We start from the raw sequence: 21,607 nt of genomic DNA on the forward strand, positions 1-21,607 counted from the left end.
CGACGCCCGCCGTGCGGCGGACCCGCCGGAATAACCGGAATAACGTACCGTCATGGGGCCTTCCCGGAAACAGGGACGAAGGAGACAAACGTCGGAGCAAGCACGCTGCGTTCCCGAGGCCCGCCGCGAAGTGTCATCTACAAGACAACCGGCGCACGGGGGCCCGCCTACACTGCCCCGGAGCGGTTCACGAGGGCCCGCCGGCCGCTTCGAAGAGGCCGCACACGGACGGAAGGAGATGACGATGGCGTACGCAAACAAAGTCAAATCGATCGATGAAGCACTCGCGCCCCTGCGCTCCGGGATGCGCCTCATGCTCGGCGAGTTCGTCGGCGCGGGCGAAGCCGCCTGCTGCATCGAGGCGCTGCTCGCGAGCGAGATCGGCAACCTGACGTTGATCGCCAACACGCCGGGTCTACGCGGCGGCTTCCTGAAGGCACGGCTGTTCGCCTCGGGCCAGTTGACCGAGTTCATCGGGACGCACGTGGGGACGACAGCCGAATCGACCGTGGCGTATTTGAACGATGCCGTGCGCGTGGCCGAGTTCTTTCCGATGGGCACGTGGGCAGAGAAAGTCCGGGCCGGCGCGATGGGGCTCGGCGGGGTGCTCGTGCCCGTCGGCATCGGCATCCTCGATCAGCCCGGGGTGTTTCCGGCGCGCGAGGCGCCCAAAGACAAAATCGCGCTCGACGGCCGCGAGTTCTTTCTCGAGCGGCCGTTGACGGCGGACGTCTCCATCATCAAGGGATGGCGCGCCGATACGTTCGGGAACGTCGAGTTTCGCGGCACGTCGCTGCAAAATCAGCGCGACATCGCCATGGCCGGCCGCTACACGATCGTCGAAGTCAATGAGATCGTCGAGGTCGGCGCAATCGCACCGGAGCGGGTAGGCTGCCCGGGCGTGTTCGTCGATGCCGTCGTGCAAGGCCTCACGCTCGACGCGCAACACACGCTGTACAAGACGCAATGGGCCAAGCTCGGCCGCTTGCCCCAAGACGCCGCGGCGTAAGCCGGCCGACGCCCGCCACCGATCTTTCCGTCACCGATCTTTCCGTCACGGTTCGCGCCGGCCGCGCGCAGGCATGCGACCGAGGAGACCTACCATGCTTCAATCCGCTCATCTTGCCGCCCCGAAACAACGAATTGCAGCCCGCTGCGCTCAAGAGCTGCGTGCCGGCGAAGTCGTCAATCTCGGGCTCGGCATCCCGACGCTCACCGCCCACTATCTTGCCCCCGACGCCGGCATCATCCTGCACACGGAGAACGGCGCGTTCGGCTTCGGCGGCCCGCCCGCGCTTGCCGCGCTCGACAGCGACCTGACCAACGCCGGCACGGAGCCCATCACGTTGCCGCCCGGCGCCGCGCTCATGGATCTGGCGACGTCGCTGGGCGCGATGCGCAACGGCTATCTCGACGTGACGATCCTCGGTGCGCTGCAGGTCGATGCGCTCGGCAATCTCGCGAACTGGGCCTGCGAACGGGACGGCAAATGGTGGCCCGGCATCGGCGGTGCGATGGATTTGTGCTACGGCACGCCGAAAGTCATCGCGGCGCTCGCGCATACGGACAAGCACGGACGCTCGAAAATCCTGCCTCGTTGCACGCTTCCGTTGACGGGGCGAGGCTGCGTCAAGGTGATCGTCACCGAACACGCCGTGTTCGATGTCGCGGAAGCCGGTCTCGTCCTGCGCGAAATCATTTCGCATGCGACACTCGACGACGTGCGGGCCATGACCGCCGCGCCGTTCGCCGTTTCGCCGGCCCTGCGCACACTGGCGGGCTGAAGCCCGCGGGCCGGATTGCCGGATTGCCGGATTGCCGGATTGCCGGATTGCCGGATTGCCGGATTGCCGATTGCCGATTGCCGGATTGCCGGATTGCCGGATTGCCGATTGCCGATTGCCGATTGCCGATTGCCGATTGCCGATTGCCGATTGCCGATTGCCGATTGCCGATTTGCCGCTTCGAGGAAAATTCATACGATGTCCACGCCAGCCGCCGAACGCACCGCCGAATGGTTCTTCGATTTCGTGTCGCCCTTCGCTTATCTTCAGCTCGAGCAGTTCGAGAAGCTGCCTGCCTCGCTGACCATCGAACCCAGACCGATCGTGCTCGGCGCGTTGCTCGCGCATTGGGGGCAACGGGGCCCGGCCGAAATCGCGGCCAAGCGCGTCTTCACCTATCGGCATGCGCTGTATCGCGCGCAAAAGCTCGGCATCGCCTATCGCATGCCGCCGGCCCACCCCTTCAACCCGATCAAGGCACTGCGGCTCGCCATCGCGATGGGCGGCTCGCTCGATGTCGTCCGCCGCATCTTCCGCTATATCTGGCGGGACGGTCAGGATGTCGGCACGGCCGAGGGCTTCGCGGCGCTTTGCGATGCGATGGGTTATCCCGAGGGCGTCGGTGCGGTCGAAGCGCCGGTCGTCAAAGAGGCGCTCAGGCGCAACACCGATCGCGCGATCTCGCTCGATGTATTCGGCGTGCCGACGTTTGCGCTCGACGGCGAGCTGTTTTGGGGAGAGGACGCGACCGACCTCTTCGTCGAGTGCGTCGGATCGCACGCGTGGCTCGATTCGCCCGAGGTGCGACGCGTCAGCACGCTCGCTGTCGGCGTACAGCGCGGGGCGGCACCGGCAACGACGCCGGACCATCGGGCCGAGCAAGCGCCCCCGCCCGCAGCAAGCACGGCCACGCGCCGATGACGACGCGCAGCGACGATCGCGACGCCGACCAAGGCCGCCCCGGGATTGCCCGTGCGCGGCTGGCGCACATTGCGGCCTGGTCGCTCGATCTGCCCGATGACGAGGCCGAGCGCGCCTGCGCGGGCATCGTCGAAAAGACGTTCGCGCGCGGCGCCTGCATCTGTCCGAAGAACACCGTGCTCGAGAGCTGGACCGGCGTCGTCACCGGCCTCGTGAAAGTGGGCACGGTCTCGCGCGAGGGGCGCAGCGTCACGTTCACCGGCGTGCCCGCGGGCGGCTGGTTCGGCGAAGGCACCGTGCTCAAAAACGAGCCGCGCCGCTACGACATCGTCGCGCTGCGCAACACGCGCATGGCATTCATGGACCGTGCGACGTTCATGTGGCTCGTCGAGCACAGCGTCGTGTTCAATCGGTTCCTCGTGCGCCAACTCAACGAGCGCCTAGCCCATTTCATGGCGCTGCTCGAATACGACCGAATGCTCGATGCGACGCCGCGTCTGGCACGCTGCATCGCCTCGCTGTTCAATCCGGTGCTCTACCCCGGCGGCGGCGACTACCTGGAAATCACGCAGGAAGAATTGGGCTTGCTGTCCGGCATCACGCGTCAAGTCGCGAATCAAGCGCTCAAGGCGCTGCAACAGGACGGCGTCGTTCGGCTCGAATACGGCGGCATCACCGTCGTCGATCTGGAGCGGCTGCGCAACTACGGCGCTTAAACCCTTCACGCCGCGACGAGTCCGGTGGCGGGTTTCGCCTCCTTCGTCTGCGGAAAGAGCAGCGCAGCCGTGCGGTGCGGATCGAGGCCGAAGGTTTCGCTCGCGGCGCCGGCGATGACGTCGTCGAGCGATGTCGTCGGGCGCAAGTCGCGGCCTTGGTAGAGATCCGAAGGCCGTAGGCCGGGCCAATCGGCCAGCACGCGCCCGCCGCGAATGGCGCCGCCTAGCAGCATCGCAGCCGTGCCGGTGCCGTGATCGGTGCCGCCCGTGCCGTTGACGGCGGCCGTGCGGCCGAACTCGGTCGCCACGACGATCGTCGTTTTGTCCCACACGGGGCCCAGGCCCTCGTGCAGGGCGTCGAGCATCGCGTCGAGGGCTTTGAGCTGCGTGGCCAGGCGCGGGTTTTGTCCGCTGTGCGTATCCCAGCCGAGCGTTTCGATCATGGCGATCCGCGGCCCGTCTGCCTTCGCGAGAAAGCTCGCGGCCATTTTGCCGATACCGGCGGCATCGCCGCGCGCCCGGGTGCCGCCCGCCATGTCGCGGGCAGACATCGCCGATTGCCATAGCGGGCCGAGCTGCGCGTCGTGCTCGTAGAGGGCGCCGACGCGCATCAGCAAATCGTCGGACGCGCTCGGCAGCGCCGACGGCGCGTACGACGCCACGTCGAATTGGCCCCGCAGCGCCAACGGAACGGTCGGGGCGAACGCGATCGCCTCCGCTCGGCTCCGGCCCACGAGCCCCACCAGCCGATTCAACCATCCGTCACGCAAGCTGTAAGGCGCACTGCCGCCCGTCTCCAGCACGTTCTGCCCGTCGAAGTGCGAGCGATCGCGATACGGCGTGGCGACCGCGTGCACGAACAACGCCTGCTTTTGCGCGTAGAACTGCGCCGTGCGTTGCAGCGAGGGATGCAGCGCGAAGGTGCCGTCGAGCCGAGTCGCGCTGGATGTATCGACGGCAATCGGGCCGCGCAGCGTCGCATAGGCGGGGTCGGCGTAGGGCACGACGATGTGCAATCCGTCGGCCGCGCCGCGGGCAATGATGAAGACGAAGCGACGTTCCGATTCGACGCTGGCGAACACCATCCGCGGGGCGACAAACATGGCGCCTGCGCCCAGGGCCGTCGCGCTCAAGAACTGGCGGCGAGACATCATGGCTCATCTCCTTTGAAAATCGGGCGATACGAGCAGCAGCGCGAGCGCCGTTTGTGCGCTTTCCGCACGCGAAACCGCCTGCGCCGTGGCAGGATCGAGGGACCCCACGGTCAGCTTCGGACCGAGCGTGCGAGCATCGACGCGATCGCCGACGCGCGCCGCGATCCGCTGCGCGAGTTCGACGCGCCGCATGAGCGCATCGGGCGCGGCCCAACTCGCAGCGATGTCGTCGTAACCGGCCGGCGAGCCGGGGCGCCAAACGGGTTGTCCGAGTTGCGCGAGGATCGGGGCGGCCTTCACGCCGTCGAGTTCCTGCGCGCCAAGGCCGCGCAAGGTGGAAATCGTCCAATCCCAGGGGGTCTTGAACTTCACGAGGCTACGGGTCCACGCCTCGGGCGATGCGACGAGCGTGCGGTACACGCTCGGCAAATCGCCCGAACTGGCCTGGAAGGTCTGAGCCAGCCGAGCGACGAGGGCCGGGCTCGGATTGTCGCCGGCGAAGTGGCGCGCGAGCTTGCCGGCGATGTGATTCGCCGTGGCGCTGGCGCCGGCCAGATCGTGCAGCACCGCCTGCGCTTGCGCCTCGCCGCGTTCGGCATAGACGCGGCCCATGATGGTGCGCTCGCCGGGCTCGTGCAGCCCGGGGCGGAAGACGAATGCCCCCGGTGTGCCGCCCATGCCTTTAGGGCCGACGATGGTCCAACCGGTCAATGCCCGCGCGAACTCGGTGACGTCGGCCTGCGTGTAGCCCGTGCGCACGCCGAGCGTGTGCAATTCCATGATTTCGCGGGCGAGGTTTTCGTTGAGCCCGCGCTTATGGTTGGGGTCTCGCTCGTCGGCGCGCATGGCGGCTTTGCTGTCCGGGCCGACCGAGCGCGCTTGATCGAGGAAGACTTGCATGGCGGGATGGCGTTCGACGGCAAGCAGCATGTCTTCGAAGCGGCCGAGGACGTGCGGGCGAATCGCCTCGGCTTCGAATGCCCCCGCGAGCGCGGCGACTTGCGGCTTCTCGGTCGAAATCGCGAAGTGATTACTCCAGAAATGCACAAGCCGCTCGACGAATGGGGTCTCGGTCGCGAGTGCGCTTTGCACGCGGGCGTCCACCGCGTCGCGGTAGTCGTCGCGCACTTGCGTGCGCAGCATCTTCCTGGCTTCGAGCTTGGCGTCCTGATCGGCACCTGCCGTGACTTGTTGCCGGGCGGCGCCGAGCGCTTGCACGAGCGCCAAAGAAGCCGGCAACCGCGCCCAGGCGGCCGGCTTCGGATCGTAGCGATCGAACTGCGCGAGGAGCCAGGCGCTCGGGTCGGGCGGCGGCGTTTCGTCGCCGCGCGCGCCGAGGCCGAAGCGGTTCAGCGCAATAGCCGCCTCGTTCAGGTGCGGTGATTCGGTCATGGTCGCCTCGCTACGTGTCGATCAGGTGCGGTACACGGCTTAAACGGAACGCGAACCGGTTACCCGTCGGTGCGCGAGGAAATTTTCTTGCAGGTCGGTACTGATCAGTGGGACGGATAACACGAAGCGCCCGGTTCGAAATCGGCAACTCTGGGGGCGCCTGCGCGTACCGCATCCGGAGCACGCGCTGGACAGGTTAATTGCCGCGACAGCGTTGATTCACGGTCTGACGGTGGTGACGCGAAATGTGGATGATTTTGCCGGCACAGGCGCCCGCGTTTTGAATCCGTTTAACGCATAGGGTCGAGTTACCCCCCCGACGGCCGCACCTGCACCGCGGTGCCGTAGCACAGCACTTCCGTCACCCCCGCCGCGATCTCCGTCGCGTCGTAATGCACCGCGACGATCGCGTTCGCGCCCAGTTCGGCCGCATGCTCGACCATGCGCTCGTACGCATCCGCCCGCGCTCGTTCGCACAGCGACGTATAAAGCGTGATGTTGCCCCCGAACAAGGTCTGCAGCGACGCGCCGACTGCCCCGATCACCGAGCGCGAGCGCACGACGATGCCGCGCACCACACCGAGCGAGCGCTCGATGCGGCAGCCCGGCAACTCGAGCGCCGTCGTGACGGCTTCGCGGCCAATGCGCTGCGAACGGTGCAAGGATGAGAGCGGATCGTTCATGATTCGTGGCTTCCTTTCGTCTTCGTCTCAGTTTCGTCTCGGCTTCGTCTGGTCTACCGAAGCAGCGGCCCGGATCGGTACCCGAATCCGCACGCGCCCCAGCGCCACGCCACCGGGCACACGACATTTCCCGGCATAGCCCCACAAACAGCCTATTCTATGAGAACGCCGCCCTCGCGCGTCGCGGATACGCCGGGCGCGGCCGATTCGTTCTTTCCCTCCGACGGAGGTCCGCCATGTCGATGTCTGCCACCCTCGAGGCATGCCTGCAGAATAAGGGCTGCCGCTACGAAGTCCTCCATCACCCCTACAGCCACTCGAGCATCGAAACGGCCTCGGCCGCGCACGTGCCCGGCGAACGTCTAGCCAAGACGGTTCTGCTGGAAGACGAGAAAGGCTATGTGGCGGCCGTGTTGCCGTCGACTCACGCCGTCAGGCTATCCGAGATCTGGGAAATGACGGGCCGCCATCTGACGCTCGCCAGCGAAACGGACATGCGCGAGCTGTTCAAGGATTGCGAGCCCGGCGCGCTGCCGCCCGTATGCACCGAGTACGGCATGCTCACCTATCTCGACGAAAGCCTCACGCAGCAGCCCGAGGTCTATTTCGAAGCCGGCGACCACGAAGAATTGATCCGGATGCAGGTCGATCAATTCCTCGCGTTGATGGATCGCGCCGAACGGGCGCGCTTCGCCCATCGGATGCAAGGCATCTCGATGTAGCGCGGTATTCGGCAGGCTAGCCGCCTTGCCGGTCAACGCGCGTCCGACGTCCCGTCCGGCGCGCGCGGCGGTTGCGCGGGCGGCTTCGGCTCACGCCATTGCCCGCGCAGCTTCAACCCCTGCGCGAACGCGACGCGCTCGGCCGGGGTCAAGCTCGCGACAAAATCGGCGACGGCCGTCTCGATGCGCACGCGCAGCGCACGGTCGGCGTCGCGCGTGCTGGCCAAGGCTCCCTCTAGCGCCTGCCGGTCGAACTGCGGCGCGGCCACGAGCCGCAAAACCTCGCGCCGCCCGTCGCGCGCCTGCTGCGCGAGCGGTCGCGCATCGCGGCGTGCCGCTTTCAACGCATCGACGAACTGACGCTGGCGTTCGGGCGAAAGATCCTGCGCCGCGTAGCGCAACGCCTGCGGCACCCCGGCGCCCGCCCGCGGCGAAACAGCCGGCGACAATCGCTCTGACGTGAACCAGCGATAGGTGCCGCCGACGATCGCGCCGACGAGAAATACGTTGAGCACCACGGAGCCGATGCACAACGCCTTGATTGTGCGCGTCGTCATTCGATGCTCCCGTCCGCGCCAGCCGCATCGAATCCGAATGCCGTCGACAGATAGGAAGGCTCGTGCAACGCGTTAGTCGGCTCGGCCGAGACCGACAGCCACGACATCGCGAGCGCCCCCGCCACTAGGCCCGCCACACCGGCGCCCGCGAGCGCCGCCCCCGGCAGCCACCACCGGAGCGCACGCGCGCCACGCGGGGGACGGCGACCCGGCGCGCCTGCCGACGCAACGATGCGGCGCTGCAGCGAATGGCTCGCCGGCTGGACGGCATCGGCCGCCAGACACGCATCGAGCATGGCGGCGGCCGAAAGCCTAGGCTGCGCCTCGCTCGGATGCGCTTGCGCGAACGCGCGCGCCGCGGCGCGTTCCGCGTCGGGCCAGCGGCGCGGGTCGGCGCCGTAGGCGTCGACGATCTGGGCGAAGCGTTCGGGAGTCATCGTCGTCATCGATCGATCCTTGCAAGTCATCGTTTCCGCGGTGCGGGAGCCGTTTCGGTTGCGCGTGCGCTGCGCTCGCCCGCCGTCGCCGGCGACGACGCGTCTTCGGCCAACCGAGCGCGCACGCTGCGCCGCGCCCGCACGAGCAAGCTTTCGAGTGCATCGACACTCAAGCCCATCAGGCTCGCCGCCTGCGCATTCGACAGCTCCTGGTAGTAGGTCAGCACAAGCGCTTCGCGCTGGCGCGCCGGCAACGCCGCCAGCGCCTCGCGCACGCGCGCGCCATGCTGACGCGCCTCGAGCGCCGCCTCGGGGCTGCCCGTCCGTTCCAGCTCGCCTTCGTCGGCGAGCGCATCGGCCGCTGTATCGTCGGGCGTCTCGCGCCGCATGCGCAACCGGTCGTAACACAGGTTCATCGCGACGCGATGCAGCCATGTGTCGAAGCGCGCCTCGCCCTCGCGCCAATGCGGCGCTTGCTTCCATACGCGCACGAACGTCTCTTGCGCCACGTCTTCGGCCTCCATCCGATCGCCGAGCATGCGAGCGGCCAGCGCAAGCAGGCGCGGCAGTTTGCGCGCCACCAGTTGGCGGACCGCCGAGGCATCGTTACGCGCGACGCGCTCGACGAGTTCGGCATCGGGATCGCGCTCGCTCAACGCTTGCCGTCCCCATCATGGACGAGCCGGCCGGCCGTGCGCGCAGCCGCCGATCCGATGCCGCAGCGCCGCACGAGCGTGGCCGCAACCGCAACCGTTGCTGCCCCGCTCGCATGTCTACGAATTCCCGTTGTCATCGCCCCTGTCCACTCATTCGGATTCGGCCTGTCGACGCCGGCCGCTCACCCACGCCCGCCCCGCTCCACCCTTAAACGGACGGCGGCGGCAAAACCCGTCGCACACCGTCACGCCAGGCTATCGCAACATGCGCCCTATTCATCGCACATTTTTTTGAAATGGTTTACGGCGCAATTGGAAACGGCATAGAGTCAGAGCGCTAGACCGTCGTTTGCCCGCACCATCCTTCGTTCCGAGCACCCCGAAAACTAGCGCCGCGCAAGCCCCGGAAGGGGCCGCGAGCAAAACTAGGGGAGACCCGGTGTTTCGTTGACAGGAGTGATTTTCATGGTTCTTCGGTTACTCGCCGCGCTGCCGTTCATCGGCATCTTGCTCGGCGTCCCATTCGTCAACCGTGTCGAGCCGCTGGTGCTCGGCATGCCGCTCGTGCTTGCTTGGATCGTGTTTTGGGTCGTCATGAGTGCGGTGATCATGGGGCTCGTCTATCTGCTGGATCCGATCAATCGCACGTCCGGCCAAAGCGCCGAGGAGGCACGGTCATGAGCAGTGCGCTTCTCATCATCGCCGCCATCACACTTGTCGCGCTCGGGCTCGGCGTACGCGCCCGCCGCGGTCACGACATGAACCTCGAGCAGTGGTCCGTCGGCGGCCGCAGCTTCGGCACCGCCTTCGTCTTTCTGTTGATGGCCGGCGAAATCTATACCACGTTCACGTTCCTCGGCGGCAGCGGCTTCGCCTACGGTAAGGGCGCCGCCGCTTACTACATCCTTTCGTACGCCACGCTCGCCTACATCCTCTCGTATTGGCTGCTGCCGCCGATCTGGCGCTACGCGAAATCGCATCGCCTCGTCTCCCAGCCGCACTTTCTCGCGAGCAAGTATGCCAGCCCCTCGCTCGGCGTACTCGTCGCCGTTGTCGATGTCGTCGCGCTCGTGCCCTACCTCGTCTTGCAGTTCAAGGGGCTCGGCATCATCGTCTCGACGGCGTCTTACGGCGCGATCTCGCCGACGGCGGCAATCTGGATCGGCGCGATCGTCGTCACGGCCTATGTGACGGTCTCCGGCGTGCGCGGATCCGCGTGGAATTCGGTCCTGAAAGACCTGATGATTCTCGCGATCGTCATCTTCCTCGGCGTGTACCTGCCGATCCATTTCTATGGCGGCTTTTCGTCGATGTTCCATGCGATCGACACCGCCAAGCCCGGCTTCCTCACGTTCCCGGCAAAGGGTTCGAGCGTCGCCTGGTTCCAATCCACGGTGCTGCTCACCTCGCTCGGCTTCTTCATGTGGCCGCATACGTTCGGTTCGATCTTCACCGCGCGCGACGAGCGCATCTTCCGCCGCAATGCGGCCGTGTTGCCGCTTTATCAGCTCATCCTGCTGTTCGTGTTCTTCGTCGGCTTCGCCGCCACGCTGAAGGTACCGGGCCTGAAAGGCAGCAACATCGACTTGTCGCTCTTTCACCTTTCGCTGCAAGCGTTCGATCCGTGGTTCGTCGGCGTGATCGGCGCGGCCGGCGTGCTGACGGCACTCGTGCCGGGCTCGATGATCTTGAACGCGGCCGCGACGCTTTTGGCCAACGACGTCTATCGCGGCGCCGTGGACCGGCAAGCGCCCGATGCCACCGTCGCGAAGCTCGCGCGCGTGCTCGTGCCCGTGATCGCGCTCGTCGCGGTCTTCTTCACGCTGCGCGGCGGCGAAACGATCGTGGCGCTGCTGTTGATGGGGTACAGCTTCGTCACGCAGCTCTTCCCGGCCGTCGTCACGAGCTTGGCTGCGCGCAACTGGGTCACCAAGCAAGGCGCGTTCGCCGGGATCGTCGCGGGGGTGGCTGTCGTCGCTTATACGACGCTCGCTCACGCGAGCATCGCGCAGTGGTTCCCGTTCTTGCCCGATAAGCTCAAGGACGTGAACATCGGGCTCGTCGCGCTGGCGCTGAACATCGTCGTGCTCGTGGTGGTGAGTGCCGTCACGCAACCTCGCGCCGCCGAGCACTCGCAAGCGCGGACGTCGTAAAGCTTACGCCAGGACACGCTGCGCGATCGCAAGGTATCGCGCAGCGATATCGTCGAGCGTCAGGCCGTCGAGCGGCCGCGCCGAGCGCGGCTGCCCGAGCGCGACGGTCAACGCGCGGCCGAAGCGCTCGGCGTTCGTCGTATCGACCAACTGCACACCCGGGTAGCCGCGGGCGAAGTCGAACGCATCGATCGCGTTCGCCACCACGGGGATGCCCGAGGCCAGTGCTTCCAGAAATCCGATGCTGTGCGCTTCGAAACGCGAGGGCATGACGAACGCGTCGGCCTGCGCCAAGAGGACCGGCACATCCGTGCGCGGGCCGTCGATCAGGACCTTCGAGGCCATGCCCAGCGTGCCGACCAGCGAAACCAAGCGCGCATGATAGGCGCGATCTTCGACGACACCGCACAGATGCAAACGCACCGGTGCGTCGGGTTCGCGAACGAGCAGGTCGTGCAACGCCCGCACCGTTTCCAGTTGTCCCTTCTCCGGCATGTAGCGCCCGATTTGCACCACGCACTGCTCCCGGCGAGCGTCGACGTTTCCGACGTTTCCGACGTTTCCGACGTTTCCGACGTTTCCGACGTTTCCGACGTTTCCGACGTTTCCGACGTTTCCGCGGAAACGGTCCACGTCGACGCCGTTCGGCACCACGAACGATGCGCGTTTGGATCCGATCGTGGCCGCATATTGATCGACGTTGCGCTGCGAGACGCCAATCACCGCTCGGGCTCGGCGCGACAACACACGCTCGGCGCGCCATAGCCAGGGGTTTTCCGCGAAATCGTTCGTGCCGGAGTGCATGACGAAAACGATCGGCACCGACAGCGGCAGCGCTCGCGCATAGAGCGCGGGGATGGTCGTGTGGGCGAAGACGATGTCGGGCGCGAAGCGCCGGATCGTTCGATACAGAAATACGAGCCGCGCGACGTGCTCGTAGCGCCGCGACGGAAACCGACACTCCACGCGATGCGCCGCGAGTTCGCGGGCCGCATCGGCGAAATCGCTTTCGGCCGGCAGCAACGACGCGATCCCTACCGCATGGCCGCCCTGACGATGGGCGATCGCCAGTCCCTTGACGAGCATTTCCGCGCCGGACAGCCGCGGTGCGAGTACCAACTGAAGAATGCGCATGACAGGCGTGCGCGCGCTGCGCGTATCGGTTGCCGATCTCCACCGGGCCGGCATCCTTGCCTCGTCCCGACGAAGCCCTACCCGAACGAAGCGACGATCGGGTACCGAGCGAACGGTATCGCGCCCACCGTGGCCCGCGTGCGACATCTTCTAGCTCTCTTGCGCCGCGCGCGCGGGGCGCGGTTGAGCGAGCAGCCGTAGCGAACCCCGAAGCGCGCCGCCCATGCCCGAATGCGCGCATCCCGGCGGCGGCGCCATTCCCGCCATTCCCGCCATTCCCGCCGTTATCGCGCCACGTGCTAACGATATGGCCGATGATTCTAACGAAGCTTTGGGGCCCCGCTTACAATCGTCACTCCTATTCTCCGGCCGCGCCGCCGACCTGGTTCGCACGATGCTCATGCCCCACATCAATCTGCTGTACTCCGCTTCCGGCCTCGGTGTCGGCGTTCTCGTGGGATTGACGGGTGTGGGGGGCGGTTCGTTGATGACGCCGCTGCTCGTGCTGATCTTCGGTGTGCACCCGGCCACGGCCGTCGGCACCGATTTGCTCTATGCCGCCGTCACCAAAGCGACGGGCACGCTCGTACACGGGCTAAAGGGCTCGATCGATTGGCGCGTGACTGGCCGGCTCGCCTGCGGCAGCGTGCCCGCCGCCGCACTCACCCTGTGGCTATTGCAGCGTTACGGCCTACATTCGCCGGCGGCGATGTCGTTGATCCAGCACGTGCTCGGCATCGCACTGCTGGTCACCTCGATCGCGCTCATCTTCCGTCCCAAGCTCGCCGCACTCGCGGCGCGCACGCCGCGCAGCACCGGCCCCGCGCGCACCGCCTCGCTGACGATATTGACGGGCGCCGTGCTCGGCGCGCTCGTCTCGCTCACTTCGGTGGGCGCCGGTGCGATCGGCGTGACCGTCTTGCTGCTGCTTTACCCTGCCTTGGCGACATCGCGCATCGTCGGTTCGGATATCGCCCATGCGGTGCCGCTCACGCTCGTGGCCGGAATGGGACACTGGCTGCTCGGCTCGGTCGATATCGCCATGCTGCTCTCGCTGCTGATCGGCTCCCTGCCGGGCATCGTGCTCGGCAGCCATCTGTCCGCCCGTGCGCCCGAGGCACTGCTGCGCAATCTGCTGGCCGCGGTGCTCGTGCTCGTGGGCGTACGGCTCGCCTGGGCCTAGGACGCGGCGCGCAGCCCCATAGAGCAACAGGCAACCGGCGCGCCGCGCGCCCCAGCCGTTGCGCCGGCCGGGCGCCCCACTCGCGCATCGTCAGTTGCGCATCTTGTCCTCCTGCTGCCGCTTCAAGACGCGCATGAGCGCCGGACGATTCGCCATCACGCCGTCGTAGAAGCTAGCCAAGTCGCCCTTCATTGCCGTGCGCGACGCATTGTCGAGGTAGATCATGTGACCCGACGGATAACGGCGCGTCATGATGTTCGACTGCAACGACGGATCGATCGGCATGCTCGCGAGCGTGAGCGCCGTTTGGAAGAACGGCGTGACCGCATCGAAATAGCCGTTGGCCGAGAACACTTTCAGGTCGGGATTGAGCGTCATCGTCGCGGCTAGATCGCCGGCCGTGTAGAGCGTGTTGCCGCCGCCCCGCGCCGCGCCCGTCGGATCGACGTGGCTGAAGTCCCAATTGTTGAAGACCTGATCGTTCAGATCGACGAACGACGACGTCGACGTGTACTTCAAGCTATTGCGCAGATAGTCGTTCCATTCGACCGTGTACACGCCGGCGACGTTCGTAATCGACGGATCGTTGCCGCCCGCGTTCGGCAGGATGAACGGGCCGATACCCGTATTGATGGACGTGGCGCGCCCGTCGTACTGCCCGATCGCCGTTCCGGGCACGAGCGTGCCGAAGAAGTTACCGAAGCCGGCCGGGTTGCCGTACTCCTGGATCAGCGTGATCGGATCGACGCCGAGATACTGCTGCATCTGCTGCGCCACGGGCAGCGTCATGTTCAAGCGCGTATTGACGAAACCGCTGTCGGCCGGATTCGGCGCCTGTACGAGCGGCATCAACGTGTTCGTCGCATAGTTCATGACTTGCTGCATGTAGCTGGGCAAATCGGTGGGCGGAGGCGAAATGCTGTCCTTCTTGTAGTAGTACGCGTCGGCGGCCAGCGTCGGGAACAAGCCGATCGCACTGACGGCGTTCGAATAATCGAGGATCGACGACTGCAGCGTCATGCCGTTCAGCTCGACGCCGTCTTCGTGCAGCACCCACGAAACGACTGCGCTGCGCGCTGTGCCGTACGATTCGCCGAACAAGAACTTCGGCGAATTCCAGCGGTTATAGAGCGTCAGGTAGCGCTGGATGAACCGATCGATCGAGTGCGCGTCCTGATCGACGCCCCAGAAGTCCTTGTTTTTGAACGGTGCGATAGCCGTCGAATAGCCCGTGCCGACCGGGTTGATAAAAACGAGGTCCGAGCGATCGAGCAAGCTGTCGGGATTGTCGAGCAGCGTGTAGGGGGCCGGCGGCGTGAAGTTGGGGAACGACGACTGGATTCGCTTCGGGCCGAACGAACCGAGCAGCAAATAGACCGATGACGAACCCGGCCCGCCGTTGTAGAAGAACGTAACGGGGCGCGGTTTGCTCGGGTCGGGATTGTCGGCGGTGTAGGCCACGTAGAACATCTTCGCATTGGGTTGCGAGGTGGAGGCATCGATCGTCGCCAAGTGACCGGCGCGTGCCGTGTACGAAATCGACTTTCCGCCGATCGTGACCGTGTGATGCGAGACCGCCACGGCCTCGTTGGCATCCGCCACCGAATCGTTGGGGCCGGTGCCGTAGACATCCGTGTCCGTCAATGCCTGATCGGCGGGCGGCGTTTGCGCGTTCGGCGTCGATCCCGAACCCGAGTTCGATGCGGCCGGTGCAGCCGACGAGTTGGCGGCCGTGCCGCCTCCCGCCGGCGAGGCGTCGCCGCCGCCGCATCCGGCCAGTAAGGTCGCAGCCAAGGCTGCTGCCGCAAGCGGCACCCACTTGCCCGGCATCGCGGCACGTGGCGCCGCATCGCTTCTCGACCACCTAAGTTCGTTCTTCATGTTTATTGTCGCCTTGATATGACCGCACCTCGGACACCACCGCCTTCAGACGCGTGTGCCGATGGATTCACCGCATCGCAATCGCTCACGGCCTATTCGGGTCGCGCTCGGCCCGACCGCTCACGACTCGACACGCGCTCGATTCCGCCTTAATCGGCGGGTCATGCCGTCTTCATATTCGAGGTCGATTATTCGGGCAATACGATCCCCCGAAGCATCGAAGCCTCGCTTCCAGATCAACCGTTCTGTTTCAATAGATGAATATCAATCGATTTCCGTCAAGACTCCATGAGCGCCCCTCTCTACGCCTATACAGAGACCAGACCGCAACATTTCGCCGACAAAAAACGAACAAAAAAAGTGAAAATAATTTGACGATGACGCTTATAAATAGTCGAACTTCTATTTCTATATACCGACCCGTCATTCTTGATTGCCGATTTCGAGTCGGATATTCTTCTTGGGCCACGCCATTCGAAGCCACGATATTTCGTAGCGCAAACGCATCGACGCGCGAACCCACGGCGCGGCGCTCGTGGGAACAGCAAGCGCCGCGTGCCGGCGATCTCCGCGGGCAACGGCACCGTTAGGACTCCAAACTACTTGGAAGCGAGCGCGCGATAGAACATCCAAAGACCGGCAGTGGCGAGACCAGCCGTCATCGCCCAAGCGATGCCGACGGCCCCCCCATGCCGTACGGCCAGCGGCACCACGACGACCAGCACAACCATTTGCATCGCGGAGGCCTGCGCCGCTGCGCGGGCATCGCCGCGGGCGCGCAGATACGCTACGAGCATCGCGATGAGCGCGCCGAGCGCCATATTGACGACGAAGATGCGAAATAGCGGAACGGCGGGCCACCATTGCGGACCCAGCACGAGCGCGAACAACGGGCCGGCCAGCGCGCGCAAAGCGAGGACGACGAGCACCACCGCGCCTGCGCCCAACGCGAGCCATCGCTTCACCGAACGAGCGGCCGCTTGCGCATCGGCGCGATGACGCGCGGCGAACGTGGGAAAGAGATACTGCGACAACGCGATCGCCGCGTCGGCCAGCAACAGTTGCGCCAGGCGCGACGACATCTGGTACGCGCCGAGCTGCGCCGGCCCGAGCATTCGGCCCACGACGATTTTGTCGAACTGATTGAGGATCAGGTTGACGACGCTGCTCGCCCAAATCCAACGCGAAAAGCCGATGTAATGACCGATGCCGGACCAGCGCGGCGCGAGCGGCGGGCGGGGCGTCAGCGTTGCCCACGTCAGGGCGCTTTTGAGCGCCTCGCCGAGCAGCATGCCGACGAGCACCGAATAGGCTCCGGCGCTCAGAAGCGCGAACGCGAGCCCCGCCAAGCAATCCGTCAGCGCAGCACCGATCTCGATTGCCGCGATTCGAGAAAACTGCCGGTCGCGCTGCGCGACGTAGTAGGTCGGCGACGCCATGCCGCGCACGAGCGGGAGGGCCGCGGCCATCTGCACCAAGAGCGCCCGTCCCAAATGAAACTGGCTGGCCATGAGTGGCGCCAACGCCACGAGCACGAGCGCGACCCCGAGACCGCGTACGACGAGCGTGGTCAAGACGGCCCCGAGTTCGTCTCGCGTCGGCGCGTCCTCGCCTTGCACGACGGCCTGAGCGAGCCCGGTGTCGGACAGCGATTCCGCCATCGCCACGGCGAGCAGCGCCACGCTGACGCTGCCGATCGCCGCGGGCCCCAGCATGCGCCCGATGGCAAGGAATTTGATGGCGACGAGGCCGCGCACGACGACCTGCTGCGCCAGCACCCAGGTGGCCGCACCCGGCGCGAAGCCCGCCCGCATCGACCATCGGGCGAGCCGCCTCGGCATCGCCGATTGCGCTCGGTTGTCGCGCAATGTATTCACGTTGGACGAAACCTGCTTGGTTGAACGCATCGTTCGCCGCGCGGCGCCGCAGCCTCGTGGCGTCGTGGGGCGAACGACAAAGTAACCCGGCCGCGCCGCCGAAACGCGCCATCTCGTAGGCTCGATCCGCCAACGCGCGCGGCATTGTTGGCGGCGGCACGTCCGTATGCGCAAACTGACGACACAGTGCTTGTCGTCGTTTAGTGTGGCGGCTGGGAGTGGCTGACTAATGAAATCGCGTCCGTCGATCGTGCTGGTCATCGAACCCGACTTCACGGGCCATCGTTGGCGATACGCGCAATGGGCGGCGCAGGCGTACGCCGACGAGGGCATGAGGAGCATCATCGCGACGGTGCCGGGCAACGAAAGCCACCCATTGGCCCGCGCGATCGTCGACGGGAAGTATCCCGGGCTAGCCATTGCCTTCGTGGCGCCACCGCCGCGTGAGCGCTCGTTCGCGGCGCAGCTCGAGCGCCTCTCCTACGCGCGGCATCATCGCTATTTCGCGCACGCGTATCGCCAGATAGCGGCGCATACGACGATCGCACTCGTCGTGTCCCCGTACGTCGACTACTTTCTCTATGCCCTGCCGTTCCTCGGATCGCCGTTCGGGGACACGCCTTGGATCGGCATTACGATGCGCGCCACCTTCCACCACCGGTCGGTCGGGATCGAAGCGCCCCGCCGTCCGATCGTCAATGCGGTCAAGGCACGACTCTTTCGATGCGCCATCGGGACGCCGGGGCTACTCACCCTACTTTCGATCGACCCGACCTTGCCCGAATGGAGCGACCGCGCATTGCCGGCGAAGGGGTATAAGACGCGTGCCCGCGCCCCCATCGCCTACTTAGCCGACCCATGTCCCGAAGCGCAGGCCGACGATCCCGTGGCGGCATGCGCGCGTCTACGCTTCGGGCAAGGGCCACATCTGCTCCTCTACGGATCGATTACCGAGCGAAAAGGCATCCGCGAACTCGTCATCGCACTCGAGCAGATGGCGCGGCCGCCGACGCTGGTCGTCGCGGGCGAACAGGACGAACGCACGCGCGCGTTCCTACGTGCGCACGCCAACAAGCTGAAGCCGGAACCGATCGTCATCGACCGTTTCATCGCGAACGAACTGGAGTGCGATCTGTTCTGCGCCTGCGACGCAGTCTGGCTCGGCTACAAAGGCCACTACGGCATGAGCGGTGTACTCGTGCAAGCCTACCGGTTCGGCAAGCGCGTCGTGGCGACATCCGAGGGATTGATCGGCTGGTTCTGCGCCGACGGCACGTTCGGGCCCGTGTTGGATGGACTCTCGCCCGAGGCCATCGCCGGAGGTATCGACGAAGCGCTGGCACAAGCGGCGCGCGTCGGCGAATGCACGAGCGCCGGCACCCATGGCGCGCTGCTGGAACGCAATACGCTCGATGCGTTCAAGCGCACGTTGCGCGAAGCGGCGACAGCGGGCGCCTCGTCGCCCCGGTCCGACGCATAACCGCGCCCCTCGCGCGCCGCGGGGAACAGCGCATTGCGTAATCTCAGGAATGGGAACTCGATCGCCCGGGTCGTGACGTAACCCACGCCGATCGCGATCGTCGCCTGCAGGACGAGCGCACCGCCCCAGACGATCAAGCGCGGCATCCCCGCCGAAGTCGCCTTGGCAATGAGCATGTCGCCCGGCGCGAGCGCGATCGAATGCCACAGGTAAATCCCATACGAATACACGCCGATCCATGCAATCGCTCGAAACCAAAGCGCGTCGCGAATCGTCCCGGCATGCTCGAGCAGCAGCACGATGAGGGCGACGAAGCCGATCGACTGGATCGTATAGCCGATGCTTTCGTCGAGTGCGTCATGCGGCGTGCCGAATCCTAGCCAAGCCACCAAACCGACGACGAGCACGACGAGCAGCCACGTGCGCCGTGCGAGCCGGCGATAAATATCCGGCGCCATCCAGTACACGGCGGCGAGCATCACGCCCGCGAGCAAGCTGTCGATGCGGTATTGCGTATAGGCGAACGCGGCGTCTAGCCGGCCGTGCGCGACGGCGATCGAGCGCAGCGCGAGCACCGTCAGGCAGACGAGCCCGAGCGTGGCGAGGATCGTGCGCATGCCAAGACGCCATCGCACGAACAGCAACAGTACCGCCGGAAGAAGCAGATAGAAATGCTCCTCGACAGCCAGACTCCAAGTTTGCGAAATCGAGGTGCCCAGGTAGTTCTGCAAGTGCGTGAGGTTTTGCACGAGAAAGCTATCGAGCGGGTGCCGTCGCACGAGCGCATGAAACGCGATCAGCACGTAATAGGCCGGCCAAATCTTGAACATTCTCCGCACGATGAAGCGGCGCGCGTCGATTTCGCCGTGCTCGGCATATTGCTTGAGCAGGAGCCCGCCGACGAGAAAACCGCTCAACGTGAAGAACAAGTTGACGCCTTCGCGGCCGAAATGCGTGAACGGATACTGTGCGATCGACACCACCGCAGAACCGGGATCGACCGAGCGGAAGTGATAACCCATCACGGCGATGATCGCGACGCCGCGCAAAAAGTCGAGTTCGACTGCCCGCGAACGAACGATGGCTTTCGCGCCCCCGAACGGATTCGTGATCATCGATGATTCCCCTCCTGCCGTACCCGCTGAGATACCGACTGAGATATCGACTGCGATACCCGCTGAAACGCCTACGGCGCCCCCCGCCGCGATTCGGCCATTCGATCTTCGGCCCCAGCCTGCGCCGGTATCCGCCAATATCGCGGCGCCAGCCGACAACCGCGTGAGCCGCGCGCACGCCAGTCGCCCGCGCCCCACCCCGCCGCATCGGTTTGCGGCGCCCGTCGCCGACTAGCGTCCGCTTCCGCCGAACGCTAGTCGAGCGCCGCCAAGCCGCTGCTCGGCGCAAAAACCGAGCGGTATAGTCGGCTCGTGAATCGCGCCCGAGGCTGTCAGCGAACGGCGCCAACGAAGATGAACCGATCCGACATCGAACGAGCGCGGTACCGATTGGCATCGGGCACGCGGCGAACCGCATCCAATCCCTATGCGCATTTATGGATCTGGCTGTTCGTGTTCCCGCTCGCGATGGACTACAAGGGCGCGGCAACCGGCGACGGCCACTTCGCGCAAATCGCGTTGACGGTGCCCGTCCTGCTGGCCGGCCTCGTCCTCGTCCTGATCGGGCCCCGGCCGCGAGGGCACGACGGGTTACGCGCCCTAACGATGGGCGCGCTGATCCTCGCGGTCCCGGCGAGCGTCGTCACGCAATGCGTGCAGCAAAACGAGCTGCAACGGTACCTGCGCGTGCTGTTGCCCTTCGCCCTGTTTCAACTGGGGTTCGCCGCCGCTTGTCGTCCTTGGCAAGAAGCGCGCTTGGCGCAGTTCGAGAAGGCGATGTTTTGGGCCAACGGCGTGAGCCTGGCGTTCACATGCTTGTATGGCCTCGTCATCGCGGGCCCGCTCGAAGACGTACGCTACCGGATCGTGTCGGTCACGTTTCTCGGCTTGCAGGGCGTGCTGCTGCACGAGTTCGTCGTCGCCAAGCGCTACAGCACGCTCACGCTGGGACTGTTCATGGCAACCGTCGTCATCGAGCTGTTGAGCGTCACGCGCTCGTTGCTGATCGGCACCGGGCTCTTGTTCGCGCTCGCCGTGTGGATGGCCGCGCCAAGCGCGCGCCATGCCGCGCGCGCCGCGCTTCGCGCAGCGCTGGCCGCGATCGTGCTCGGCGCCATGGCGATCTGCGCTGCCGCTTGGTTCCCCGGCGTCGCCGAGCACTGGGTGCAGCGCATCGATTTCGCCAAAGCCGGCACGCAGACAGGCGAAGACCCGACCACGATCACGCGCCTCGCCGAAATGCGCGATCAATACGATCAAGTCGTCGCCTCGCCGTCGTCGTTGCTCCTAGGCAAAGGCTACGGCCACGATTACGGCTATGCGCCCGCCTACCTGCCCGATCTCGCCGGGCAGATCAGCAAGAAGGACTTTTTCGCGGAGCGCGACTGGGCCGCCGGACATAATTTCTGGGTCTATCAATTCTTCGCCGGCGGCCTAGTGTTCGGGGTCGCCTTCCCGCTCGCGCTGCTCTGTGCCCTCGTGCGCTGCACGGGCGCCTATCGGCGTTGGCGGATCCATGCGCCCGACACCCCGCAACTGCCTGCCCTCGGACGCGCGATTTTGCTGAGCGCCGCCTTGCCCGCCGCCTCCATTGGGGGCAATCCCCTCGGGCCGCGATTTTCCGGGCTGATCTTCGGCATCGCGCTGGGACTCATGATCGCCTTGCGCGCGCAATTGGCCGCGCTCGAAGCACGCGCTCCCGCCCGCACGGCACGCGGGAGCGCGTCGGCTCGCGAATCCGCCGACGCACTCGCCTAAAGCG

Annotated in this window: 18 protein-coding genes and 3 pseudogenes; 11 read left to right on the plus strand and 10 right to left on the minus strand. The window is 65.9% G+C overall.

The window, feature by feature from the left end; translation table 11 throughout:
* Nucleotides 1-244 precede the first annotated feature (244 nt).
* The 4 genes and pseudogenes from ACTHN9_RS21460 to ACTHN9_RS21475 all read left to right on the plus strand — a co-directional run bounded on the left by ACTHN9_RS21460 (nt 245) and on the right by ACTHN9_RS21475 (nt 3,421).
* Nucleotides 245-1,009 carry a CoA transferase subunit A gene (locus ACTHN9_RS21460; protein WP_440538795.1) on the plus strand — a complete coding sequence of 255 codons (765 nt, stop codon included), beginning with the start codon at nt 245-247 and terminating at the stop codon, nt 1,007-1,009.
* A 94-nt stretch (nt 1,010-1,103) separates the two neighbouring features.
* Complete coding sequence (locus ACTHN9_RS21465; RefSeq protein WP_440538796.1) at nt 1,104-1,784, plus strand: 3-oxoacid CoA-transferase subunit B; 681 nt, start codon at nt 1,104-1,106, stop codon at nt 1,782-1,784.
* A gap of 198 nt (nt 1,785-1,982) precedes the next feature.
* Nucleotides 1,983-2,627 (plus strand): annotated as a pseudogene (locus ACTHN9_RS21470) (2-hydroxychromene-2-carboxylate isomerase); the annotation flags it as partial.
* Nucleotides 2,628-2,701: 74 nt separating this feature from the next.
* Nucleotides 2,702-3,421, plus strand: a complete 720-nt coding sequence (locus ACTHN9_RS21475; RefSeq protein WP_440538797.1) for a Crp/Fnr family transcriptional regulator — start codon at nt 2,702-2,704, stop codon at nt 3,419-3,421.
* A gap of 5 nt (nt 3,422-3,426) precedes the next feature.
* Here the strand turns inward: ACTHN9_RS21475 and ACTHN9_RS21480 are convergent, their stop codons facing one another.
* Nucleotides 3,427-4,575, minus strand: a complete 1,149-nt coding sequence (locus ACTHN9_RS21480) for a DUF1501 domain-containing protein (protein WP_440538798.1) — start codon at nt 4,573-4,575, stop codon at nt 3,427-3,429.
* A 3-nt stretch (nt 4,576-4,578) separates the two neighbouring features.
* Nucleotides 4,579-5,967, minus strand: a complete 1,389-nt coding sequence (locus tag ACTHN9_RS21485) for a DUF1800 domain-containing protein (protein ID WP_440538799.1) — start codon at nt 5,965-5,967, stop codon at nt 4,579-4,581.
* Nucleotides 5,968-6,112: 145 nt separating this feature from the next.
* Between ACTHN9_RS21485 and ACTHN9_RS21490 the strand changes: the two are divergent.
* A pseudogene (locus ACTHN9_RS21490) lies at nt 6,113-6,268 on the plus strand (VapC toxin family PIN domain ribonuclease); the annotation flags it as partial.
* Nucleotides 6,269-6,275: 7 nt separating this feature from the next.
* On the opposite strand, the gene ACTHN9_RS21495 reads toward ACTHN9_RS21490, so the two are convergent.
* Nucleotides 6,276-6,650 carry a YbjQ family protein gene (locus tag ACTHN9_RS21495; RefSeq protein WP_440538800.1) on the minus strand — a complete coding sequence of 125 codons (375 nt, stop codon included), beginning with the start codon at nt 6,648-6,650 and terminating at the stop codon, nt 6,276-6,278.
* Nucleotides 6,651-6,886: 236 nt separating this feature from the next.
* On the opposite strand from ACTHN9_RS21495, the gene ACTHN9_RS21500 reads away from it, so the two are divergent.
* Nucleotides 6,887-7,372 (plus strand): aminoacyl-tRNA deacylase, encoded by a 486-nt coding sequence (locus tag ACTHN9_RS21500; protein ID WP_440538801.1) that lies wholly within the window; start codon nt 6,887-6,889, stop codon nt 7,370-7,372.
* Between the two features lie 32 nt (nt 7,373-7,404).
* Here the strand turns inward: ACTHN9_RS21500 and ACTHN9_RS21505 are convergent, their stop codons facing one another.
* From ACTHN9_RS21505 to ACTHN9_RS21515, 3 genes are read right to left on the minus strand one after another with little or no spacing between them, the layout of a single operon-like run.
* Nucleotides 7,405-7,929 carry a periplasmic heavy metal sensor gene (locus ACTHN9_RS21505; RefSeq protein WP_440538802.1) on the minus strand — a complete coding sequence of 175 codons (525 nt, stop codon included), beginning with the start codon at nt 7,927-7,929 and terminating at the stop codon, nt 7,405-7,407.
* Entirely contained in the window at nt 7,926-8,366 is a 441-nt protein-coding gene (locus ACTHN9_RS21510; protein WP_440538814.1) for a hypothetical protein, read from the minus strand. The genes ACTHN9_RS21505 and ACTHN9_RS21510 overlap by 4 nt, the downstream gene beginning before the upstream one ends.
* A gap of 26 nt (nt 8,367-8,392) precedes the next feature.
* Nucleotides 8,393-9,022, minus strand: coding sequence for an RNA polymerase sigma factor (locus tag ACTHN9_RS21515; protein WP_440538803.1), 630 nt, complete (start codon nt 9,020-9,022; stop codon nt 8,393-8,395).
* A gap of 465 nt (nt 9,023-9,487) precedes the next feature.
* Between ACTHN9_RS21515 and ACTHN9_RS21520 the strand changes: the two genes are divergently transcribed.
* Both ACTHN9_RS21520 and ACTHN9_RS21525 read left to right on the plus strand, forming a co-directional pair.
* Nucleotides 9,488-9,703 (plus strand): DUF3311 domain-containing protein, encoded by a 216-nt coding sequence (locus ACTHN9_RS21520; RefSeq protein WP_440538804.1) that lies wholly within the window; start codon nt 9,488-9,490, stop codon nt 9,701-9,703.
* Nucleotides 9,700-11,175 (plus strand): sodium:solute symporter family protein, encoded by a 1,476-nt coding sequence (locus ACTHN9_RS21525; RefSeq protein WP_440538805.1) that lies wholly within the window; start codon nt 9,700-9,702, stop codon nt 11,173-11,175. The genes ACTHN9_RS21520 and ACTHN9_RS21525 overlap by 4 nt, the downstream gene beginning before the upstream one ends.
* A gap of 3 nt (nt 11,176-11,178) precedes the next feature.
* Here ACTHN9_RS21525 and ACTHN9_RS21530 read toward each other — a convergent pair whose 3' ends face one another.
* A complete protein-coding gene (locus ACTHN9_RS21530; protein ID WP_440538815.1) occupies nt 11,179-12,309 on the minus strand; it encodes a glycosyltransferase family 4 protein in 1,131 nt (376 codons plus the stop codon).
* 394 nt (nt 12,310-12,703) lie between these two features.
* Between ACTHN9_RS21530 and ACTHN9_RS21535 the strand changes: the two genes are divergently transcribed.
* Nucleotides 12,704-13,492: a sulfite exporter TauE/SafE family protein gene (locus ACTHN9_RS21535; protein ID WP_440538806.1), complete on the plus strand. Its 789-nt coding sequence runs from the start codon at nt 12,704-12,706 to the stop codon at nt 13,490-13,492.
* A 90-nt stretch (nt 13,493-13,582) separates the two neighbouring features.
* Here the strand turns inward: ACTHN9_RS21535 and ACTHN9_RS21540 are convergent, their stop codons facing one another.
* Together ACTHN9_RS21540 and ACTHN9_RS21545 are read right to left on the minus strand one after the other, a co-directional pair.
* Nucleotides 13,583-15,322 (minus strand): S10 family peptidase, encoded by a 1,740-nt coding sequence (locus ACTHN9_RS21540; RefSeq protein ID WP_440538816.1) that lies wholly within the window; start codon nt 15,320-15,322, stop codon nt 13,583-13,585.
* A gap of 650 nt (nt 15,323-15,972) precedes the next feature.
* Nucleotides 15,973-17,214: an oligosaccharide flippase family protein gene (locus ACTHN9_RS21545; protein WP_440538817.1), complete on the minus strand. Its 1,242-nt coding sequence runs from the start codon at nt 17,212-17,214 to the stop codon at nt 15,973-15,975.
* Between the two features lie 265 nt (nt 17,215-17,479).
* On the opposite strand from ACTHN9_RS21545, the gene ACTHN9_RS21550 reads away from it, so the two are divergent.
* Entirely contained in the window at nt 17,480-18,730 is a 1,251-nt protein-coding gene (locus ACTHN9_RS21550; protein ID WP_440538807.1) for a glycosyltransferase, read from the plus strand.
* 11 nt (nt 18,731-18,741) lie between these two features.
* On the opposite strand, the pseudogene ACTHN9_RS21555 reads toward ACTHN9_RS21550, so the two are convergent.
* Nucleotides 18,742-19,845 (minus strand): annotated as a pseudogene (locus ACTHN9_RS21555) (acyltransferase family protein); the annotation flags it as partial.
* 468 nt (nt 19,846-20,313) lie between these two features.
* Here ACTHN9_RS21555 and ACTHN9_RS21560 point away from each other — a divergent pair.
* Nucleotides 20,314-21,603, plus strand: coding sequence for a hypothetical protein (locus ACTHN9_RS21560; protein WP_440538818.1), 1,290 nt, complete (start codon nt 20,314-20,316; stop codon nt 21,601-21,603).
* The last annotated feature ends 4 nt before the right edge of the window (nt 21,604-21,607 follow it).

Source organism: Trinickia sp., assembly GCF_051953405.1.
Taxonomy (GTDB): domain Bacteria; phylum Pseudomonadota; class Gammaproteobacteria; order Burkholderiales; family Burkholderiaceae; genus Trinickia.